Annotated in this window: 16 protein-coding genes; all 16 read left to right on the top strand. The window is 67.8% G+C overall.

Translation table 11 applies throughout. The features are described 5' to 3' along the window. Window positions 1-787 (top strand): MmyB family transcriptional regulator (locus tag ON19_RS36820; protein WP_218006549.1); only part of this gene is annotated, 787 nt, incomplete at its 5' end. 1,420 nt (window positions 788-2,207) lie between these two features. Beyond that, entirely contained in the window at window positions 2,208-2,996 is a 789-nt protein-coding gene (locus ON19_RS36810) for a hypothetical protein (RefSeq protein WP_157230055.1), read from the top strand. Between the two features lie 20 nt (window positions 2,997-3,016). After that, entirely contained in the window at window positions 3,017-4,237 is a 1,221-nt protein-coding gene (locus tag ON19_RS36805) for a cutinase family protein (RefSeq protein ID WP_083899934.1), read from the top strand. Then, entirely contained in the window at window positions 4,234-5,352 is a 1,119-nt protein-coding gene (locus ON19_RS36800; protein ID WP_051169721.1) for a lipase family protein, read from the top strand. Before ON19_RS36805 ends, ON19_RS36800 begins: the two co-directional genes overlap by 4 nt. Before the next feature lie 77 nt (window positions 5,353-5,429). After that, window positions 5,430-6,929: a cutinase family protein gene (locus tag ON19_RS36795; RefSeq protein ID WP_051169720.1), complete on the top strand. Its 1,500-nt coding sequence runs from the start codon at window positions 5,430-5,432 to the stop codon at window positions 6,927-6,929. A 128-nt stretch (window positions 6,930-7,057) separates the two neighbouring features. Next, complete coding sequence (locus ON19_RS39575; RefSeq protein ID WP_051169719.1) at window positions 7,058-7,771, top strand: DUF8176 domain-containing protein; 714 nt, start codon at window positions 7,058-7,060, stop codon at window positions 7,769-7,771. A gap of 102 nt (window positions 7,772-7,873) precedes the next feature. After that, window positions 7,874-8,434, top strand: coding sequence for a hypothetical protein (locus ON19_RS36785; RefSeq protein WP_227954570.1), 561 nt, complete (start codon window positions 7,874-7,876; stop codon window positions 8,432-8,434). Next, window positions 8,431-8,727: a hypothetical protein gene (locus ON19_RS36780; RefSeq protein WP_043703777.1), complete on the top strand. Its 297-nt coding sequence runs from the start codon at window positions 8,431-8,433 to the stop codon at window positions 8,725-8,727. The genes ON19_RS36785 and ON19_RS36780 overlap by 4 nt, the downstream gene beginning before the upstream one ends. After that, complete coding sequence (locus tag ON19_RS36775) at window positions 8,724-9,671, top strand: alpha/beta fold hydrolase (protein ID WP_043703772.1); 948 nt, start codon at window positions 8,724-8,726, stop codon at window positions 9,669-9,671. Before ON19_RS36780 ends, ON19_RS36775 begins: the two co-directional genes overlap by 4 nt. Beyond that, window positions 9,668-9,901 (top strand): hypothetical protein, encoded by a 234-nt coding sequence (locus tag ON19_RS36770; protein ID WP_043703769.1) that lies wholly within the window; start codon window positions 9,668-9,670, stop codon window positions 9,899-9,901. Before ON19_RS36775 ends, ON19_RS36770 begins: the two co-directional genes overlap by 4 nt. A gap of 22 nt (window positions 9,902-9,923) precedes the next feature. Next, window positions 9,924-10,562, top strand: a complete 639-nt coding sequence (locus ON19_RS36765) for a DUF8175 domain-containg protein (protein ID WP_157230054.1) — start codon at window positions 9,924-9,926, stop codon at window positions 10,560-10,562. A gap of 17 nt (window positions 10,563-10,579) precedes the next feature. Then, the gene (locus tag ON19_RS39570) at window positions 10,580-11,380 is read left to right on the top strand and encodes a DUF8175 domain-containg protein (RefSeq protein WP_051169717.1); all 801 of its coding nucleotides are present in this window, start codon (window positions 10,580-10,582) and stop codon (window positions 11,378-11,380) included. Continuing rightward, window positions 11,362-12,837 (top strand): TrbL/VirB6 family protein, encoded by a 1,476-nt coding sequence (locus ON19_RS36755; RefSeq protein WP_051169716.1) that lies wholly within the window; start codon window positions 11,362-11,364, stop codon window positions 12,835-12,837. The genes ON19_RS39570 and ON19_RS36755 overlap by 19 nt, the downstream gene beginning before the upstream one ends. Then, window positions 12,834-14,300, top strand: coding sequence for an SCO6880 family protein (locus tag ON19_RS36750; RefSeq protein ID WP_043703767.1), 1,467 nt, complete (start codon window positions 12,834-12,836; stop codon window positions 14,298-14,300). Before ON19_RS36755 ends, ON19_RS36750 begins: the two co-directional genes overlap by 4 nt. Continuing rightward, complete coding sequence (locus tag ON19_RS36745) at window positions 14,297-16,015, top strand: putative type IV secretion/conjugal transfer ATPase (RefSeq protein WP_051169715.1); 1,719 nt, start codon at window positions 14,297-14,299, stop codon at window positions 16,013-16,015. The genes ON19_RS36750 and ON19_RS36745 overlap by 4 nt, the downstream gene beginning before the upstream one ends. Window positions 16,016-16,021: 6 nt before the next feature. Continuing rightward, window positions 16,022-17,146 (top strand): C40 family peptidase, encoded by a 1,125-nt coding sequence (locus ON19_RS44450; RefSeq protein WP_280925719.1) that lies wholly within the window; start codon window positions 16,022-16,024, stop codon window positions 17,144-17,146. The last annotated feature ends 26 nt before the right edge of the window (window positions 17,147-17,172 follow it).

Raw genomic sequence — 17,172 nt, 5'->3', positions numbered from 1 at the left:
CCGCCAGCCCAGACGCAGCGCGCAGCCGAGCATACCGACGCTGTCGACGACGTGCTGGATGATCAGAGACCACCTGGGGCTATCACGGGTCGGTAGCTACGAGCGCACCAGGGTCAGTGCGTCATACCTGAGCCAAATCGAAAGCGGCGAACGGATACCCAGTCTGGAAACGCTCGACAAGCTGATCCGGGGATACCGACTGGACAGCGCGCAAGCACGTCACCTTCTCGAGCTTCGCGCCCCCGCCAAGGATCTCGCACCCGCCGAGAACCTCCGTCGGCTCGTTCGCGAGAACGACGGCCTGATGACCCACATCCATGCCCTCGAGGAACGGGGAGTGCTCGGGGCCTACATGGATCCGATGTGGAACGTGTTGGCCTGTAACGATTCGTTCCGGTCAGCACTGCCTGGACTGGATGCCAGCGAGTCGGTGCCGGTATGGCTGTTCAGTCCGGCTGCGAGAGACATCGTGATCGATTGGGACCGTGAGGCTGCTCATTCGGTCGCCACCACCAAAGCAGTACTGGGACGCTACCGAACGTCGGAGCAGGCCAGAGACTTGATGCGACAGCTGCGCCCCAACAGTGCGTTCGCCCGGCTCTGGGCCAGCAGCATCAGCATCTCCTATGGCCGCAGCACCGGAGACCAACTGCATTGGCGCGACATCGATACCGGAGAGCTGATCTCCTACAGCTTGACCATGTCAGAGATCAGTCAGACCGGAGACGTCCTGCTGCTCACCGCTCTTCCGGTGCGATATCGCGGACCCAACATCGAGGTAGCCTAGACGCTGTTCTTGCACAAAATGACGTGGGCAGCGATCGTCCCTTGCTACCGCGTGCACCTACGATCAATGCCTCGCGTCGGGCGAGGCATTTCGTGATCTCTCTCCGGGCAGCGATCGACTGGCGCCTGTCGTTGAATTACCCGCATCGCCCTCACGGTATTCTAAGTGCAGAGATTCTCGTAGCCGCTCGCCAGCTCGTCCATATCGCAACTGCGAAAACGTTCTGGCGCTGACGGCAATGGCAGTCAGGTCTGTGAAATGAGCGAGCATGCAAAGGACGGCTCAGCGGATCCGTCGGCGAACCTTACCCACAATCTGCCGCATGAGCCGACATATCCCGTCGCGGTAGGCGCTCGAGCGTTGCGAAAATCCACACGCTGGTACGAAGAACAGCTGCGAAAGGGACGTCTGCCAGGCCACAAAGCGGGTCGATCGTGGTACCTGACCGCAAGCGACATCGCTGCGGCGATTCAGTCGACCGCCAGCCATCCGCGCTCACGATCAGCGCCAGATCTTGCGAAACCGCAAACAGCCGATCGCCGCCGGCCGACTCGTAGGCGGAAACAGCGCCGCCGCCCCATACCTCCGCAACGCCCTTTCGGATAGTCGGCCGTCCTTTCTTAGCTCACGTCAGAAGCACGGGTCATGCAGCTGATGGCCCTGACTTCGAGCTGCGTCCCTACCCGCGTCTACGGGGGTCGCGTGCTGCGGCTACCCGCCGTAGCAGACCTTCTCTGATTCCTGCTGTTCGATCGTTCTCCCGTGCACGCTGATCGGCGAGGCTCGGGAGGCTTCGACTTATCTGCCTATACGACGTACCTGGGTCGTTTCTGTGTCAGAGGGTTTGGATGTACAGAAGAATTTTGTTTATCGCTGGCTGCGTGAAATGGTCCGGAACGCCGCAGCGTATCACCCGTTTTGCAGTTTTACGCTGGCTGCGTTAACGCAAATTAGGTGTACCGAAACACTGGATTTCGCCGCGCGGTACGGGTTTTGATGGACGCGCAAGTTCGACCGCTGAAAGGAAACCGATGGATCCTCTGATCATTCTCGGATGGGTGAATACCGGCCTGTCTGTGCTCTCCAACGGGTTGTCCGTGGCAGCCCAGGCACTGGCGCTCATCCTGCCGTTCATCTGACCATCTCGCCTCGAGATGCGGCCTCCCAGCAGTGATTCACTGCTGGGAGGTAAGGAATCACCACGCGCTGCGGCGAATTTCGATCATAAGAATTCTTCTCCATACCTTCCCGACGGGGTCTATTCGGCATGCACAAAATCAGAAAACATACTCACTTCCCCTATGGCGACGACGCAGTACACGGCGATCACGACAACAACGCGCGCTGGGGGCGAGATTGCTCGCGCAGCTTCGGCCGAGGTAGCCGCGCAATCCTGGCGGCCATGGTGCCCGCGGCAGTGATGTTGACAGCCGCAGGCACCGCCACTGCCAGCCAAAGCCTTGCCGCGATCGCTGATCAGCCCGGCGTCACCAGCCCGGCTCAGCCCGGCACCACCACACCGCCCCCACCAGCGCAGGAGCCCGAGCCGGTACCCGCACCGCCGGAGCCAGCGCCCCCGATCTACTACTCGCAGCCGCCGGAGGTCCGCAACGCTGCACCGTCGCGTCCGGCGCCGCCGCCCGAGCAGCCGGTGGAGCCGGTCCGGATCGAGGAGTTGCACCTGCCTGAACCGGTGGCTCCTGTGGCGCCGATCGAAGCGCCAGAGAACACGATTCGGGTCGGGCAGTGGCAGGCTCCGCGTCCGGAGTGGTTGCCGCCGGAATACGCAGAGGTGATCAACGATGTCGCCGCGAACGCCGAAGCGCAGGTCGCGACCGCGCTGGATTCGATCGGTATTCCGGCCGGGCGCTCAGACCGCGTCAGCGGGGCGACCCTCGCCGGGGCGGGGATCGGTGGCGCTGTCGGCGCCACGGTCGCCGGTGCGCCAGCAGCTGCGGCGGGCGCGGTAGTCGGTGGCCTTATCGGCGGCACGGTCGGTGGCATCGCAGGGGCCGCGCTGGGAACGGTGGTGCCGGTACCGATCATCGGCGAAGTGACCTCCGGGGTCGCTGGAACAGCACTGGGAGCCGCTGCTGGCGCTGCGGCTGGGGCTGCCGTCGCCGGGATTCCTGCTGCGGCGATCGGCGCTGTGGCTGCCGGCACTGTCGGTGCGGGCTTCGGCGCTGGAGTGGGAGTCGGGCAGCCATGACCGTCTCCATGAGAAGCCGTATGCGAACCATCGCCGCCGCGGTCGCTGCTTCGGCAGCGCTCGGTGTGGCCACCGGCAGCGAAACGGCTGTCGCGGTACCTATCGGCCCCGGCTGCCCCGCCTTGTATGTTCTCGGTGTCCAGGGCACCGGGCAATCTTCACCGACGGCCGACCCGCTCGCCGATACTGGTGTCGTCGGTGCATTCATCGCCCCGGTTCTCGCAGGTGCTCCCGGCCTGGTGCAACGCAGTTACATCAGCTACGGTGCGGGCTTCGGTGGCGCGGTCCCCGGTGGTGGTCCGGACCCCTACGTGGTGTCGGTGGCCGAAGCGCGGCATCGGCTGGATGCCGCTGCTGTCGAGATCGTGGAGACCTGCCCTGCCACTCTGATCGCTGGCATCGGCTATTCACAAGGTGCACAAGCGCTGTCGGCGTTCGCGCACGACGTTGGTACCGGTGCTGGCCCGGTTCCGCCGGACCGTGTCGCGGGGATCGCACTGTATGCCCATCCCGATCGCGCTCCTGGCGCGCCGATCTTCCCGGGACGGCCGGGACAGACGGTGCCTGATCCGGCGCCGGGCACGAGCGGGGCGGCGGTGTCAGCCGTCCATCTGTCCAATCCTCCCGCTGGTGGCGGTGGAATCTCCGATGGCGCGACCAGCTACGGGGAACTCGCTGGGCGGGTCGCGGATGTCTGCACCGACGGCGACCTGGCCTGCTCGGCGCCGGACCGTGCCGCGCTGCTGCGCGTCGGAGCGGAGATCGCCGCGCAAGCCGACCTGCGCGACCCGTTGGCCGCGCTCGGATCGATGAACGCGCTGTTGTCGGCGGCGCTGGGTGATGCCTGGACCAGTGTGGTGCTCAACGACTTCCAGGTCGGCGCGGGCAACGTCGACTACCTCCCGCAACTGCCGCTCGCTGACCGGTTGGTCGACGCTGCCGACCCGCGTACCCCAGCACCGACCCCGGAAGAACACGGCATAGCGGCGGCGCGGTGGGGCGAGATCACCGCCACGGTCGCGGCAGACCCGATCGGGCTGCTGCCCAAACTGGCCGGTCAACTCTCTGCAGCGTGGGCTCAGTTGGTCGCAGACAACGCCGACTTGATCAATCCCGCTGTCTGGGTGCGGTACCTCGACACGGTCGCCCGGCACAACAACTACGCCGTCAACGGACAACTGAACTCCGGAATCGCCTGGATGGTCGCCCTTGCCCACGATATCGCCGGAGCCAGGCCATGACCGAACCCATCACGATCGACGACGACTTCTACAGCACCCCGGATGACGGCATCGCTGCACCAGCCGGGCAGCTCCTGCGCCGCCGCCCGATCACCCTGACCGGTCTGCGAGGTGCGGGCCCGGCGTGGCAGGTCGTGTACGCCACCACAGGATCGCGGGCCCCCATGCCTGCCTCCGGCACCGTGATCACCCCCAGCCCGGTCGCAGGGCTCAAGGGTCCCGGCCCAGTCCTGGTGTACTGCCCGTCTTTTCACGGGCTGGGCGGTCGCTGCGCACCTTCCCATCTGCTGGCCGAAGGCCGACAACCGGAATCCGAATCCATCACCGCAGCCCTCGAGCGCGGCTGGACGGTCGCGGTAGCGGACGGGCCGTGCCTGGGCATGACCGGTCTGGGACCGCATCAGTTCCTGGCCGGTGCCGCTGGCGGCCATGCGGTGCTCGACCTCGCCCGCGCGACCCGCGCTCTGCCGGACCTCGATGGCGCGCCGTGTGTGGTGTGGGGGTATGCCGACGGCGGCCGCAGCGCGGCGTGGGCAGCCGAACAACAACCGCGGTACGCCCCAGATCTGGACCTGCGCGGCGTGGCCGCCGGTGGTGTCGTCGCGGACCCTGGCGCACTGATCGAGGAAATCGATGGCGGGCCGTGGGCGGGATTGGCGCTGGCAGGGCTCATCGGCCTCAGTCGCGCGTACTCCTATCTCCCGGTCGGGCATCTGATCACCAACGCCGGCCGCGAAGCGATCGAGCAAGCCGGAGCGCTAGACGCGGCAGCGCTGCTGCTCACCTACCGCGAACAGCCGCTGGGCAAGTGGTGCGAGCGCGCAGATCCCTGGAACGACCCGATCTGGCGATACGTACTGGCCAACGAGACCAGCGGCCGGTCCGCACCGAAGGTTCCGGTGCACCTCTACCACGGTATAGAAGACGCACTCGTGCCCGTCGCGATCGGACGGCAATTGTTCGCCCAATACCGCTCTTTAGGAGTGGATTTGAGCTGGCGCGAGTACCCGACGAGCCACGTCGGCGCCGCGAAAGACGGGGCCGCGGAGGCAGTGGCGCGACTGGCGGGCTACCTGCAGCACCGCCCCACACCACCAAACCCCCAGACCACCTGAATCGGCCTGCCCGCCCCACGTCCCCAGCCGCGGGGCGGGCAGGCCCCCCCAAACAATCCGGATCGAGGTGAAGACCCGTGCATCCCAGCACCCACACCAGCAGACGGCGCCACGCTACTGCGGCGGTGCTCGTGTCGGTCGCCATGTCGCTCGCCAACGTCGCCGGCGTCGTGCACGCCGACACCACCGGCGCGCCGCTCGGCGCGACCTGCCCGGCGCTGTACGCGTTCGGGGTGCAGGGCAGCGACGAAGCCGCCCCGGACGCCGGGGTCAGCAGCGACTCCGGCGCGCTCGGGCAGATGTTCGGCCCACTGGCCGCTGCGGCCGGTGATCTCGTGCAACGCTCCTACGTCCCCTACGGGCGGGCACCCGACGGCACGGCACTGCCGTATGACTCGGCGATCACCGCAGCGGCCGAGCGTCTGGAACACATGGCCGCCGACGTCGTCACGCGCTGCCCGAACACCAAGATCGCCGCAGCTGGATACGCGCACGGCGCGCCAGCGGTTTCGCGGTTCGCCCATCGCGTCGGCGCAGGCAGCGCACGCGTCAGCGCCGATCAGGTCGCCGCAATCGCATTGCTGGCCAACCCGAACCGCGCCACGAACACCCCAGTGCTGCCCGGCCTGCCGGAGAACACCACGCCATCCGCTGCGCCCGGCACCACAGGGCAGAAGGTCTCCGAGATTTCGCTGCTGAATCGGCCGCTGCCCGGAGCCGGTATCGCCTCCGCGCAGACAGCGTCTGACGGCGTCGGGGCGTTGACCGGACGCGTCGCGGACCTGTGCGTGGCAGGCGACGCTATCTGCGACGTCCCGGCTGGGGGCAACTTGGCCACAACCGCAGCGAACATCGCCGCCCGCTCGGACCTGCGTGACCCGATCGCGGCGGTGTCCACCATCGCTCAGGCGCTGTCGGCGACCGTTTACACCACCGCAGTGAACGTCGTAAACGACGACATCACCGGGACCAGCTTGGATCAACTGTCCTATCAACCTGCGAAACCGCTCGGGCAGCGGCTGGCCGAAGCCTCGAACCCGGACACGGTCCCGCCTGGGCCGAGGGAGGCGCTGGCGGCACTGTTCAAGATCGGCACGATCGGGTTGAACGCGGTGGTGTCGGTGGCGCGGAGAGTGTTCACCCCGGCCACGATCGCCGAGCTGGCGACCGTGGGTCTAGCCAACCCGTGGGCGGCCGTCGCCAGCATCGGCGCGAAACTCGCCACCGCCGTGGTGGAACTCGTTCCGCCGCAGACAGCCAGCCGGTGGGTCAACGAAGCGTTCGATGCGATCACCAGCACCATCACCGACAACCAGCAGCTCTACACCCTCGCCGGGACCGCGCAATACAGCGATACCACTGGCCGCCACGGCTCCTACCGCACCGCATCGGCCACACCTGCCGGGCAATCAGCCTTGGCCGCGACCGCCGACTGGTTCACCGCGCTCGCCCGCGACCTCGCCGCCACCGGCACACAACGGAACCCACCACGCTCTGCCACCAACTCGATGACCACCACACCGCGCGCCGATAACCCGACCGCACCGGCGGCGCCGCCGTCCACTGGTGGCCCCTGAACCCCTTCGGGCGGAGCCCGACTCGCAGACCGAACCCGGACTCGTCTGCCGATTCTCTCACCCCTGGCACTCCGCCCGAAGGGCCCAGCCCACGCCCAATCGCATCCGAACGAGGAGGTGAAAACGATATGCCGAACAGCCGCACAGACACCGACACCGAGCACGGCTGGGGATGGCTGCGTCCGACCGAACCTACACAGCTGCCAGCTAATTCGACCGCTACGGACACGGCGGAGCGCGTCGGTGGGAGCGAATGGCAGTGGATCAACCAGCCGGCACCGCACCCCGCCGGCAATAGCGACCACGCCCGAGCACCCCGCAAGGTGTGGATCTGGCTCGCAGTCGGGCTGGCAGTGGCCACCGTGCTGGTCGGCGCCGGTCTGCGCTCGATCAGCGACCGGCCGGACCTGACCGCAGTGCTGCCCACCCTGACCGCGAGCCCCCCACCAAGGACGACGCAGGTTCCCAGCGGTGCATGCACAGGATTGTCCGGGCAGACCGTCACCGACACCGCAGGCGACACCCACAGCCTGGCGGGGACCATTGCGGCGTTCGAGCACGCCTATTACGTCCAGCGCAGCGCGCAGACCGCGCTGCGGCTGGTCGCGCCCCAAGCCGGGCTGGCTCTCGAGTCGCTGGCCGCGGGGATTGCGTCCATCCCGATCGGCACCACCCACTGTGTGGCGATCACTCCGATCGCTGAAACCACCGCCGAGGTGCATGTGGTGGAGCGGCGACCCGACGGGCAGCGCATCGACTACCTGCAACTGATCAACGCCCGCCACGACCACGACCACGACCACGACCACATGGTCATCACCAATGTCCAGAAGCGGAGCTGACCGTTGACTGCTGTGCTGAAACCCCCTCGGACACATCACCAGCCAGGACGGCGTCTGGACCCCGACACCGTCGCAGCGCCATCGCCGGAGCGGTTGGCACCAGTGCGGGACACACCATTGCCGGTCACGGGCCCGCATCCACCGCTGTTCGCCGTGCTCGGCACGCACGGCGGCGCGGGTGCCTCCACGTTGGCGCGGTGGTGGGCACCGGCCGCCGACACTGGTCTGGCCTGGCCCGGCTCGCCCCGAACTACTCAGCTGGTGATCGCCGCCGCGAGGCTGTGCATACCCGGCCTGACCGCTGCAGCCGACCGGCTACGCGAATGGCACGCCGGACTGGCCCCCGACGGCGTGCAGGTGATCGGACTCGTGCTGACCGCAGCGCGCCCAGGCCGAGCCCCCGCCGTCGTGCGTCGGTATCGGTCTGTCGTGGCGGACCTGGTCGAACACGTCTACGAGATCGCTTGGCATGACGAATTACTCAGCCACGAACTCACAGACCTGGCCCAATACGTGCCGTTCGATCCGCCACCGCCGCGCCGCTCCCGGCTGACCGAGGCCGTTCCCACTGACGTGCACCGCACCGGAGCTCAGATCATCACCCACCTCGCCGCAGATCGTATAGCAGTTGCGGCACAACATGCTTCGGAGTCAACGTCATGACCACCGCGTACGCGGTTGCCGGGGCGGTCTCTGTGCTTGCCCAGCAGATTCAGATCACCCCGACCTCCCCGCCCGGCGCGGACAAGCTGATCAACGTCGTCAACTATCTGTCCTGGATCGTCACTCTCGCCGGGATCGGCGCGTTGATTTACGCCGGCGGCAAATTCGGGTGGGAACGATTCCACGGCGGCGCGGTCGAATCGCCCAAGATCATCGCGGGTGCCGTATTCGGCGGCATCGTCGCCACCAGCGCCGGACAGATCATGAACGCTGTCGTCACCGGAGGCGGATGACCGTGCGCTACCTCCGGATTCATCCCCACCTGTCCACAGCCACATCGCCCGCCGCCGCGACGCTCCAATCAGCCACAACCGGTCACCGCGACTCGAGTCCGCTCACCATTTACACCCCCGACCGGCCCCGGCTCTCGGGCACGCGCCTGGGTCCGGCGGCGGCACCGGTGACGGTGGTCTACGTCCACGGCATGCTCACCGACTCCAGCTACTGGAGGCCGCTGACCGACTACCTGCACCAGCGCCTCGACGGCGGAATCGCCCAGATCGTCAACGACCAGCGCGGACACGGCACGACCGCACCTCCTGGTCCTGGAGCAGGGACCAGGTTGCCGGTGCACATCGACGACCTCGACACCGTCCTGACGCACGCGCACGGCGCGGTCGTGCTGGTGGCGCACTCGGTGGCATCGCTGCTGGTGCAGGCATGGGCCGGGCGCTATCCGCACCGTGCGTGTGCCCTGGCAGGCATCGTGCTGTTCAACGGCTGCACCGCATTCCCGTGGTCGTCGCAGTCAGGCAACCGTGAGACTGGCAAGCACTGGGAGAGTCGGCTCGTCGACGAACTGACGACCACCCTCTATCCAGGTAGCTACAGACCGCCGCGCCGCCGCTCGCGCCCGATCCGCAGCCGGGACTGGATGCGCGACGCCGACCTGGATGTGGTCAAAGCGGAGCTGGCCGCCTACAGCAGTGCGAGGTTGTCCGGCGAGATCCTCAGCATCCTGCGCAGCGCGCCGACGTGGAGTGTCACCGGTGAACTCGACCTGGTCGTCCACCCCCGCATGTCCCAGGAACTGGCCGAACTCATCTGGGGCGACTACAGCTGTGTTCCCGGTGTCGGGCATTCCCTGCCTCACCTCGAGCCGGCCGCGGCTGCCGAGGCGATCCTGGCCGCGCTCGAAGTCGCCCACCGCAGCCAACAACTGGGCGGTGCACTGTGATCGCCAAACCACTGCCCGCGCAGGTGCTCTCACCGCTGACGCAGCTATTGGGTTGGCTGGCCTGGTTCGTGCTGCTGCTGTGCATCGCCCGCGCAGTGTGGGTCGGAGGACTGCTGGCCATCCGCCTCTACCGCGACGAAGCCGTCGAAGGACTCGCTGGCGCCCTACTCGGCGCCGTGCTGATCGGCAGCGCCAGCTCGCTGGCCCTCGCCGTCCTGCCTCCGACTTGATCCTGCCGAGGAGAACCCATCCGTGAACTCGTATCGAACCCACCGCACCACCAGCGCTGCTGCGCTGGCTGTGGCCGTACTGCTCACTGCTGCCGGGCTGCTTGCCTGCGGCAGCGCAAACCACAGCGAGATCGGTGAAACAACCTCCAATGCACTCGCGGCCGCACCCACCGGCCTGCGCTGGCAGCCCTTCCAAGGGGTCGACCTACCGGTCGGGAAAGAAGGCCCCCGCCACATCGAGCAACCCGCTGCTACCGGATTCGACCGGTCACCGGCAGGGGCCGCGCTAGCCGCCATCCACGCCACGGTGCGAATGTCCATCGCCACCGACAGCCAGTGGCCGATCGTCGGACAACGGATGCTCGCTCCGAGCCCCGGCCGCGACGCCTGGGCGACTGCGCGCGCCCAGATTTCGATCACCACCCCGATCAGCGACCGCCCACCGAAAATCCTCGGCTACGTGATCACCCGCTACACCCTCGACGCCACCGACGTCGAGGTCTACAGCATCCACCCCGACAACTCCCTCACCCGCAACCGCACCAGCGTCGTCTGGCACGGCGACGACTGGCGCCTACAGCTGCCCGACAACCCCACCACCGCACCGGTCACCGCCGTGACGGTGCCCCCTCCTGACCTGGTCGCCCTCACACCGCGCTGAGAAAGGAACCACCCCTGATGAAATCTCATCGCCTACTGACCATCCTTCTCACCAGCATCACCGCAGTCGTGATCGCGGTCTTCGTCCTGACCGTCACCGACGACACCGGCTCATCCGAGCAGCCCCACGATCCTGGCAGCCCGATCGCCCCGACGGTGCGAACGTTTCCCGACCTTCCTCCGGCCACGCTGCCACCGACCATCGACCTGTTGGGCAACCGGCTGGACGTCACCGGCGACGACGCGGGTTCCGCGCTGCCGCAAGACCCGACCACCCGCCCGGACCCGACTCGCCCGGACTACTTGATCACCCCGCCCGCCCAGATGCGCTGGCAGCGTGGCTGGGGCGGTGCAGCCCTGCCGGTATCGGGCAGCGACGGCCCCAGCCGAGTAGAGGATGGCCTTGCGTCCGGCTTCGCTCGCACACCTCAAGGCGCGGCGCTAGCGGCGGCGGACGCGCTCGCGCGTGTGCTGGCCGCGCCCGAGGGGGTGTGGCAGCAAGTGGTGGGTGAACGCTACTACGGCGGCGGCCGAGTACTCACTGATCGGTTCGCCCGGTCCCGTCAGCGCACGCCCGGTGCGGCCCGCTATGTTGTGGTCCCTGACGGCGTGCGCGTCCAGCCCGGTTATCGCGACGACTTGGCGGTGGTCCAGTTCGCCACGCGCGACAAACTGGGCTACACCGTCTCCACCTGGCCGATGGCCTGGAACGATGGTGACTGGCGCGTCCGTGTCCCCGACGACATCGAAACTCTCTGGGCTCCCGGCATTCCGACGTCCACGCTGACCGGGTTCGAGTCATGGAAGACCACACCATGACCGCCACCCTCGCAACTCCGCCACCCGGCACCGGGTCCTGGCGCAGGCAATTGCCCGACATCGACTGGTGCGATATACCCCAAGGTCCCCGCGAGATCTGCATGGCCAAACGGGCCGCAACCGACGCTGCCTCCGAGGCCGCTGGCTCGGTCCTCGACGATCTGACCTCGCACCTCGGGGAAAGTTTCGGCGCGCTTCTGCGATTCGTCATGACGTGGTGGACAGCGCTGCCGTCTCCGCAACTGGCAGACGAGCGCGGGGGATTGGGACCGGCGCTGTCGGGGATCCGGGAATACACCAGCGGGCTGCAGGTGCTGCTGCTCACCTGCGGACTCATTTTCGCGGCGGCGCGGCTGGCGCTGGCCAAACGCGGCGGGGTCGCGGGCGAGGCACAGGAAAGCTTCCTGATGTTGGCGCGCGCGGTGTTCGCCTCGATGGCCTTCGCGGCGATCATCACCACGGGAACTCGTGCCGGTGATGCCTTCGCCGAGTGGGTACTGTTCGACGCCTCCAGGGGAGACGCACACAACATCGTTGCCGAAGTGGCCGAGTTCGAATTCGAGACGAGATCCGGACTGGGGGCCGGGACCTATCTGGTGCTGTTCCTGCTCGGGATCATCAGCATGCTCATCCAACTGGTGATGCTGGTTCTCCGGCAAGCGCTGCTGATCGTGGTCGTGGCGGTGCTTCCGATCGTGGCGGCCGCGTCGGGTACCGGACCGGGTTCGCAGGCGTACAAGCGCCTACTGAGTTGGTCGCTGGCCTTCGTGTTGTGGAAGCCGGTGGGAGCCTTGGTTTATGCGATCGCCTTCACGGTGGCGGGTCGCGATCAGCAGGACCCACAGTTGGTGCTGCTCGGTCTGATCCTGCTGGTCATGACAGTGATTGTCCTGCCCGCGCTGATCCGGTTGGTCGCCCCCGCCGTCGCGATACTCGGCGGCGGAGGCGGCGCAGCGGCTGTTGTGGCCGGCGGTGCTGCCGGGATTGCTATGGCGGCGGCTGGTGAGCGGTCGAGTGCCCGCAAGGTCAGCGAGGGTGAGAATGCGCCTGGTGGTGGGGGTTCCGGCTCATCTGCTGCTGGGGGCCCCGCCGGAGGTGGCGGAGGTGGGGGTGGCGGCCGCCCGATGCCTGGCGGCGGCGACGGTGCCGCGAGTCCCGCCGCGACTAGCGCTGGGACCGGCGGCGGTAACGCCGGCGGTTCGGCCAACGGCAGGGGTGGTGCGCGTCCTACTGGTGCCGGAGCAGGCAAGCCGCCGTCGGCGTCCGCAGCAGGTAGCGGCGGTGGTGAGGCGGCCGGTGCCGCGGGCGGCGGTGTGGCCGGTGCGGCGGTGATGGGCGCGCAGATGGTCAAAGACGCCGCGCAGCACACCGTGTCGGCGATCGAAAGCCAAACCCACGAGGCAACCGCAACAAGTTTGGACCCGGACGCTTTGGGGCCGGGGGAGGTGCGGCGATGACAGCACGCATGTATGGCCGCTGGGAGCGTCCCCGCTCGGCCGGGTTCTTCGGCCTGACCTGGGGCGTGTCGATGCTCGGGCTCGGGCTCATCATCACGGTGATGGTCGGGTTCATGGTCACCCGATCCCTGCTGTCGGCCGGTGTACTGATTCTCGGTGCCGCGGTGGTATTCACCCCACTAGCCGTCACCCGCAATGGCCGCACCGGCTGGGAGATCGCGCTGTTGCGGCTCCAGTTCGCCGCTGCGCGTGCCCGCGGCGAGCACGTCTACCGCGCCGGACGATTCTCCCGGATTCCCGGCGTCGCGAAACTTCCGGGCTTGCTGGCGGATTCGCGGCTGAGTGAGTACGAGACCGCGGGCGGGAAACGGTTCGCGATGCTCCATATCCGCCGCAGCGATCACTACACGGTGGTGCTGCGGGTGATCCCGCGCGGCAAAGAGTTGGTCGACCAAGCCCAAATCGACGCATGGGTCGAAGGGTACGGCCAGTTCCTGGCCACCCAGAGCCGCGGCGGGGAAGTAGTCGCGGTGTGCTCGGTGCTGGAGAACGTGGTCGAGACCCGGCTCAAGCAGGCGCGGGAGGTCACTCGCCTGGTCCGCCCCACTGCTCCGGAGTATGCGCAAGCGGTGATGCGGGAAGCCGCTGCCGATATCGGCGGTGTCGGTGTGCGCATCGAAGGCCGAGTGGCAATCACCTACCGCGCGATCGGCAAAGGCCGCCGCGACGACGCCGAGCAGGCCCGCGAGATCGGGCAACGCCTGCAAGGCGTGCTCTCGCAGCTGGCGCGGGCGGGGCTTCCGGCGACGCCGTTGCAGGCATGGGAGGTCCTCGGGCTGGTGCGCAGCCGCTACGACCTCGCCGCGCCACGCGACGTGGAAGCCGCCGGCGCGGCGATCACCTCGACGCAGTCGTGGAACTCCGTCGGGCCGCTCGCGCATCAGGACCGGTGGGATCACTACGTCCACGACGGGGCGCGGTCGATCACCTGGGAGATGGACGCCGCCCCGCGCGGCGCGGTGATGGAGACCGTGCTCGAGGAGCTGCTGCGCCCGCGCGCCGACGTTCCACGCAAGCGGGTCGCGGTCGTGTACCGGCTACACAGCGCGGCCGAGGCCACCTCCCTGGTCGACTCGGATTTTCGCGACGCTGTCGCGGCCGAGCAGACCGAACGCGGCATCGCCTCGGCATCGGCACGGATACGCGTGGGCAACACGCAAGCCGCCCGCGAGGAACAAGCCCGTGGCGCCGGGCTCACCCGATTCGGGGTCCTGGTCACGGTCACCGACCATCTCGAGGGCGACCTGCCGGGGATCGAGGCGTCGGTGAAAGGCATGGCCGCGGCGTCGCGGCTCAGTGTCCGCCGCTGCTACGGAACCCAAGCCGCAGCGTTCGCCGCGAGCTTGGGGATCGGGTTGATCCTGCCCGAGCACACCTCGATCTCGAAGCAGGTCTCGGCATGACCGACCACCGCAGGAAGATGTCCCGCCCGCCGCGGCCGGCGCGTACCGAAACGGTCGCGGGTGTGCGGGTGCTCACCTCGTCGGCACGTGCCGCGATGGAGGCGGCCGCCGCCGGGCCTGGTGTGCGTGGTTGGCGGGCCCGGTGGGCGATATCGAGCGATGATCATCGACGCGCCACTGCCGCCCGCCGCGCGGAAGACACTGGCGGGGATGGCTTCGACCGATCGCTGACGGTGTTGTCCGACCGCGGGTATCGCGGGCTCGGCGGTGGCCGCGCCGCCGTTGTGGCTACCAGCCCGGAATGGCGAGCGACCACCGTGCAAGTCGCCGGGTTGTGGCCGTTTGCCGTCGGCGCCAGCGCCCCGACTGTCGGCACCCCGGTGGGCGCACACTACATCACCGGCACTCCCGTGCACTTCGACCCGATGTCGTGGTTTCTCAAGGGGTTCATCACCGCCCCGGTCGCGTTCGTGCTGGCGCTCAACGGGTTCGGCAAGTCCTCGTTGATCCGGCGGATGGTGACCGGCGCGGTCGCGGCCGGGGAAACGGTGCTGTGCATGGGCGACACCAAACCCGACTACCGCGACCTGGTGCAGCGGCTCGGCGGGCAGGTCGTCGACGTCGGCTACGGGCACGGCACCCTCAATCCTCTCGACGTCGGCGCCCTCGGCGCGGTGGTCGAGCAGCTCACCGATCCAGATCAGCGTCGCCAGGTCGCCGCACGAGTGGAAGCCGGGCAGGTCAACGTCGTCGCCGGCCTCGTAGAGCTGGTGCGCGGATCTCGGGTCGCCGACTACGAAGAAGTGCTACTCGCCGCCGGACTACGCGAGCTCTACAGCCCCACGGGTGGATTCAGCTATCAGCGCCCACCGCTGCTGTCGGACCTGCTCGAGGTGATCTCTACCGGTGCCGATCGGCTGCGTCAGTTCGTCGAAGAGGACGACGACGCTGCCTACCGGGCCAGCACCAAAACCCTGCGCCGCTCCCTACGCGCTCTGGTCGAAGGGCCGTTCGGGGCGATCTTCAACGGACCCACCACCGCCGGTCTCGATCTCGCAAGTCCGGCGGTATGCGTCGACGTCTCGCGCATCCCCGAAGGCGACACCAAACTGCTGGCCGCAGTGCTGATGGTCTGCTGGAGCGAAGGCTTCGGCGCGGTCGCCGCCGCACACGCCCTCGCCGACGCCGGTCTCGCACCGCCGCGCACGTTCGAAATCGTCATGGACGAGATCTGGCGCGTGCTCGGGGTGGGCGAGTTCATGGTCGACCGGGTCGACGCGCTCACCCGGTTGAACCGCACGTTGGGCACGGGGTTGATCATGTGCAGCCACACCATCAAAGACCTCGCCGCCTTCGACTCACCAGCCGCGCAAGCCAAAGCCCTCGGCTTCTTCGAACGCGCCCGCGCCAAACTCATCGGACCAGTCGGGCCGGAAGAAATCAATCGCATCCGCGCCGCAGTCGGGATCACCGACACCGAAAAACTGCTGGTCACCTCCTGGGCCGCACCCCGCCCACCCAGCGACGACGACCTCGACCCCTCACGACGTGAAACCCCGCCCGGCACGGGGTGTTTCCTGCTGAAGACCGGGGAGGCGAACGAGCCGGGGATTCCGTTTCGGATGGTGTTCACCCCGAGCGAACGGGCCGCGGATGTGCACAACACCAACCGACGTTTCGACAACCTCCCCGGCACGGGGGAGGCCAACCGGTGAGCGCGGATGGATACCCCCACGAAAGCCGTCACCGCGACCGCACTGGGGCTCCCAGTTGCGCTCTTACTGCTGCTTTTGGTGCTCCTCGGCGTCGACCAGACGACATTATGCGCGACACCGATGTGGGCGGGGGCCGCGGGCGGGGTGAGCGGCCCGACCGGGCATACGGTGGCTGGGTTATCGGAGTCGCAGTTGCAGCTGGCGCGCAACGGGGTCGCGATCGGCAAACAGCGCGGCATGCCGGAGAACGTGATCATCGCCGAACTCGCCGCCCAAGCCACCGAATCGAGCTTCCGGAACTTGGCGAATCCCGCGGTGCCGGAGTCTTTGAACTACAGCAACGACGGACTCGGCTACGACCACGACTCGGTCGGCCCGCACCAGATGCGTGCCAGCGTGTGGGGCTCGGTCGGCATCGCGAAACTGATGGACCCGATCTATCAGATCAATTGGTTCTACGACCGCGCCACCCGGCTCGGGGCCGCCGCGGAGCGGATGTCCCCGGCCGAACTGGCCCAAGCGATCGAACGCTCCGCCCCCAACGCCTACGCCGGACAGCTGGAGTTGGCGCGGCGACTGTATGCGATGTTCGCAGACCTCGACCCCGGAACGATGCCCCGCACACCGGGCGGGTCATCCCCCGCAGGATGCGGAGCGACCGACTCCGGCACACCGTTGCCTGCGGAAGCAAAGGGGTTCGGGCGGGCGGTGATCGAGCACGGTGCACGGTGGATCGGCACACCCTATGTGTGGGGCGGCGGCGACGTGAACGGCCCGACCGGCGGTGGGTTCGACTGCTCCGGCCTGACGCTCTACGCGGTCTACCACGCCTCCGGTGGCCGGATCCGGTTACCGCATTACACCCAAGCCCAGCAAGACCACCCGTCCGCTCAGATAGTGCCGTTCGCGCAGCGAGCGCCGGGGGATTTGATCTTCTTCACCGCCCCGGGCGATACGGATTCCCATCACGTCGGCATCTACTACGGCCGCGACGCACAGGGCCGCGACCTGCTGCTGCACGCTCCGCAAACCGGGCAGACCGTCACCCTCACCCCGCTGAGCGCGTGGGAGGGCGAACGCATGGACGTGCGCCGCTACACCAGCCCATCTCCAGGAGATCGAAATGTGTGATCACACCTACTTACTAATCATTGCCC

This window comes from Nocardia abscessus NBRC 100374, assembly GCF_000308455.1.
Taxonomy (GTDB): Bacteria; Actinomycetota; Actinomycetes; order Mycobacteriales; family Mycobacteriaceae; genus Nocardia; species Nocardia abscessus.
The sequence above is the reverse complement of the archived record's forward strand: the minus strand, read 5'-3'. Positions and strand labels throughout refer to the sequence as shown.

Bases quoted from the DNA above. Each gene is read 5' to 3' on its own strand.
- ON19_RS36810 (WP_157230055.1), top strand. From the start codon at position 2,208: ATGTTGACAGCCGCAGGCACCGCCACTGCCAGCCAAAGCCTTGCCGCG.
- ON19_RS39575 (WP_051169719.1), top strand. From the start codon at position 7,058: ATGCCGAACAGCCGCACAGACACCGACACCGAGCACGGCTGGGGATGG.
- ON19_RS44450 (WP_280925719.1), top strand. From the start codon at position 16,022: ATGGATACCCCCACGAAAGCCGTCACCGCGACCGCACTGGGGCTCCCA.
- ON19_RS36805 (WP_083899934.1), top strand. From the start codon at position 3,017: ATGCGAACCATCGCCGCCGCGGTCGCTGCTTCGGCAGCGCTCGGTGTG.
- ON19_RS36780 (WP_043703777.1), top strand. From the start codon at position 8,431: ATGACCACCGCGTACGCGGTTGCCGGGGCGGTCTCTGTGCTTGCCCAG.
- ON19_RS36755 (WP_051169716.1), top strand. From the start codon at position 11,362: ATGGAAGACCACACCATGACCGCCACCCTCGCAACTCCGCCACCCGGC.
- ON19_RS36775 (WP_043703772.1), top strand. From the start codon at position 8,724: ATGACCGTGCGCTACCTCCGGATTCATCCCCACCTGTCCACAGCCACA.
- ON19_RS39570 (WP_051169717.1), top strand. From the start codon at position 10,580: ATGAAATCTCATCGCCTACTGACCATCCTTCTCACCAGCATCACCGCA.
- ON19_RS36800 (WP_051169721.1), top strand. From the start codon at position 4,234: ATGACCGAACCCATCACGATCGACGACGACTTCTACAGCACCCCGGAT.
- ON19_RS36750 (WP_043703767.1), top strand. From the start codon at position 12,834: ATGACAGCACGCATGTATGGCCGCTGGGAGCGTCCCCGCTCGGCCGGG.
- ON19_RS36745 (WP_051169715.1), top strand. From the start codon at position 14,297: ATGACCGACCACCGCAGGAAGATGTCCCGCCCGCCGCGGCCGGCGCGT.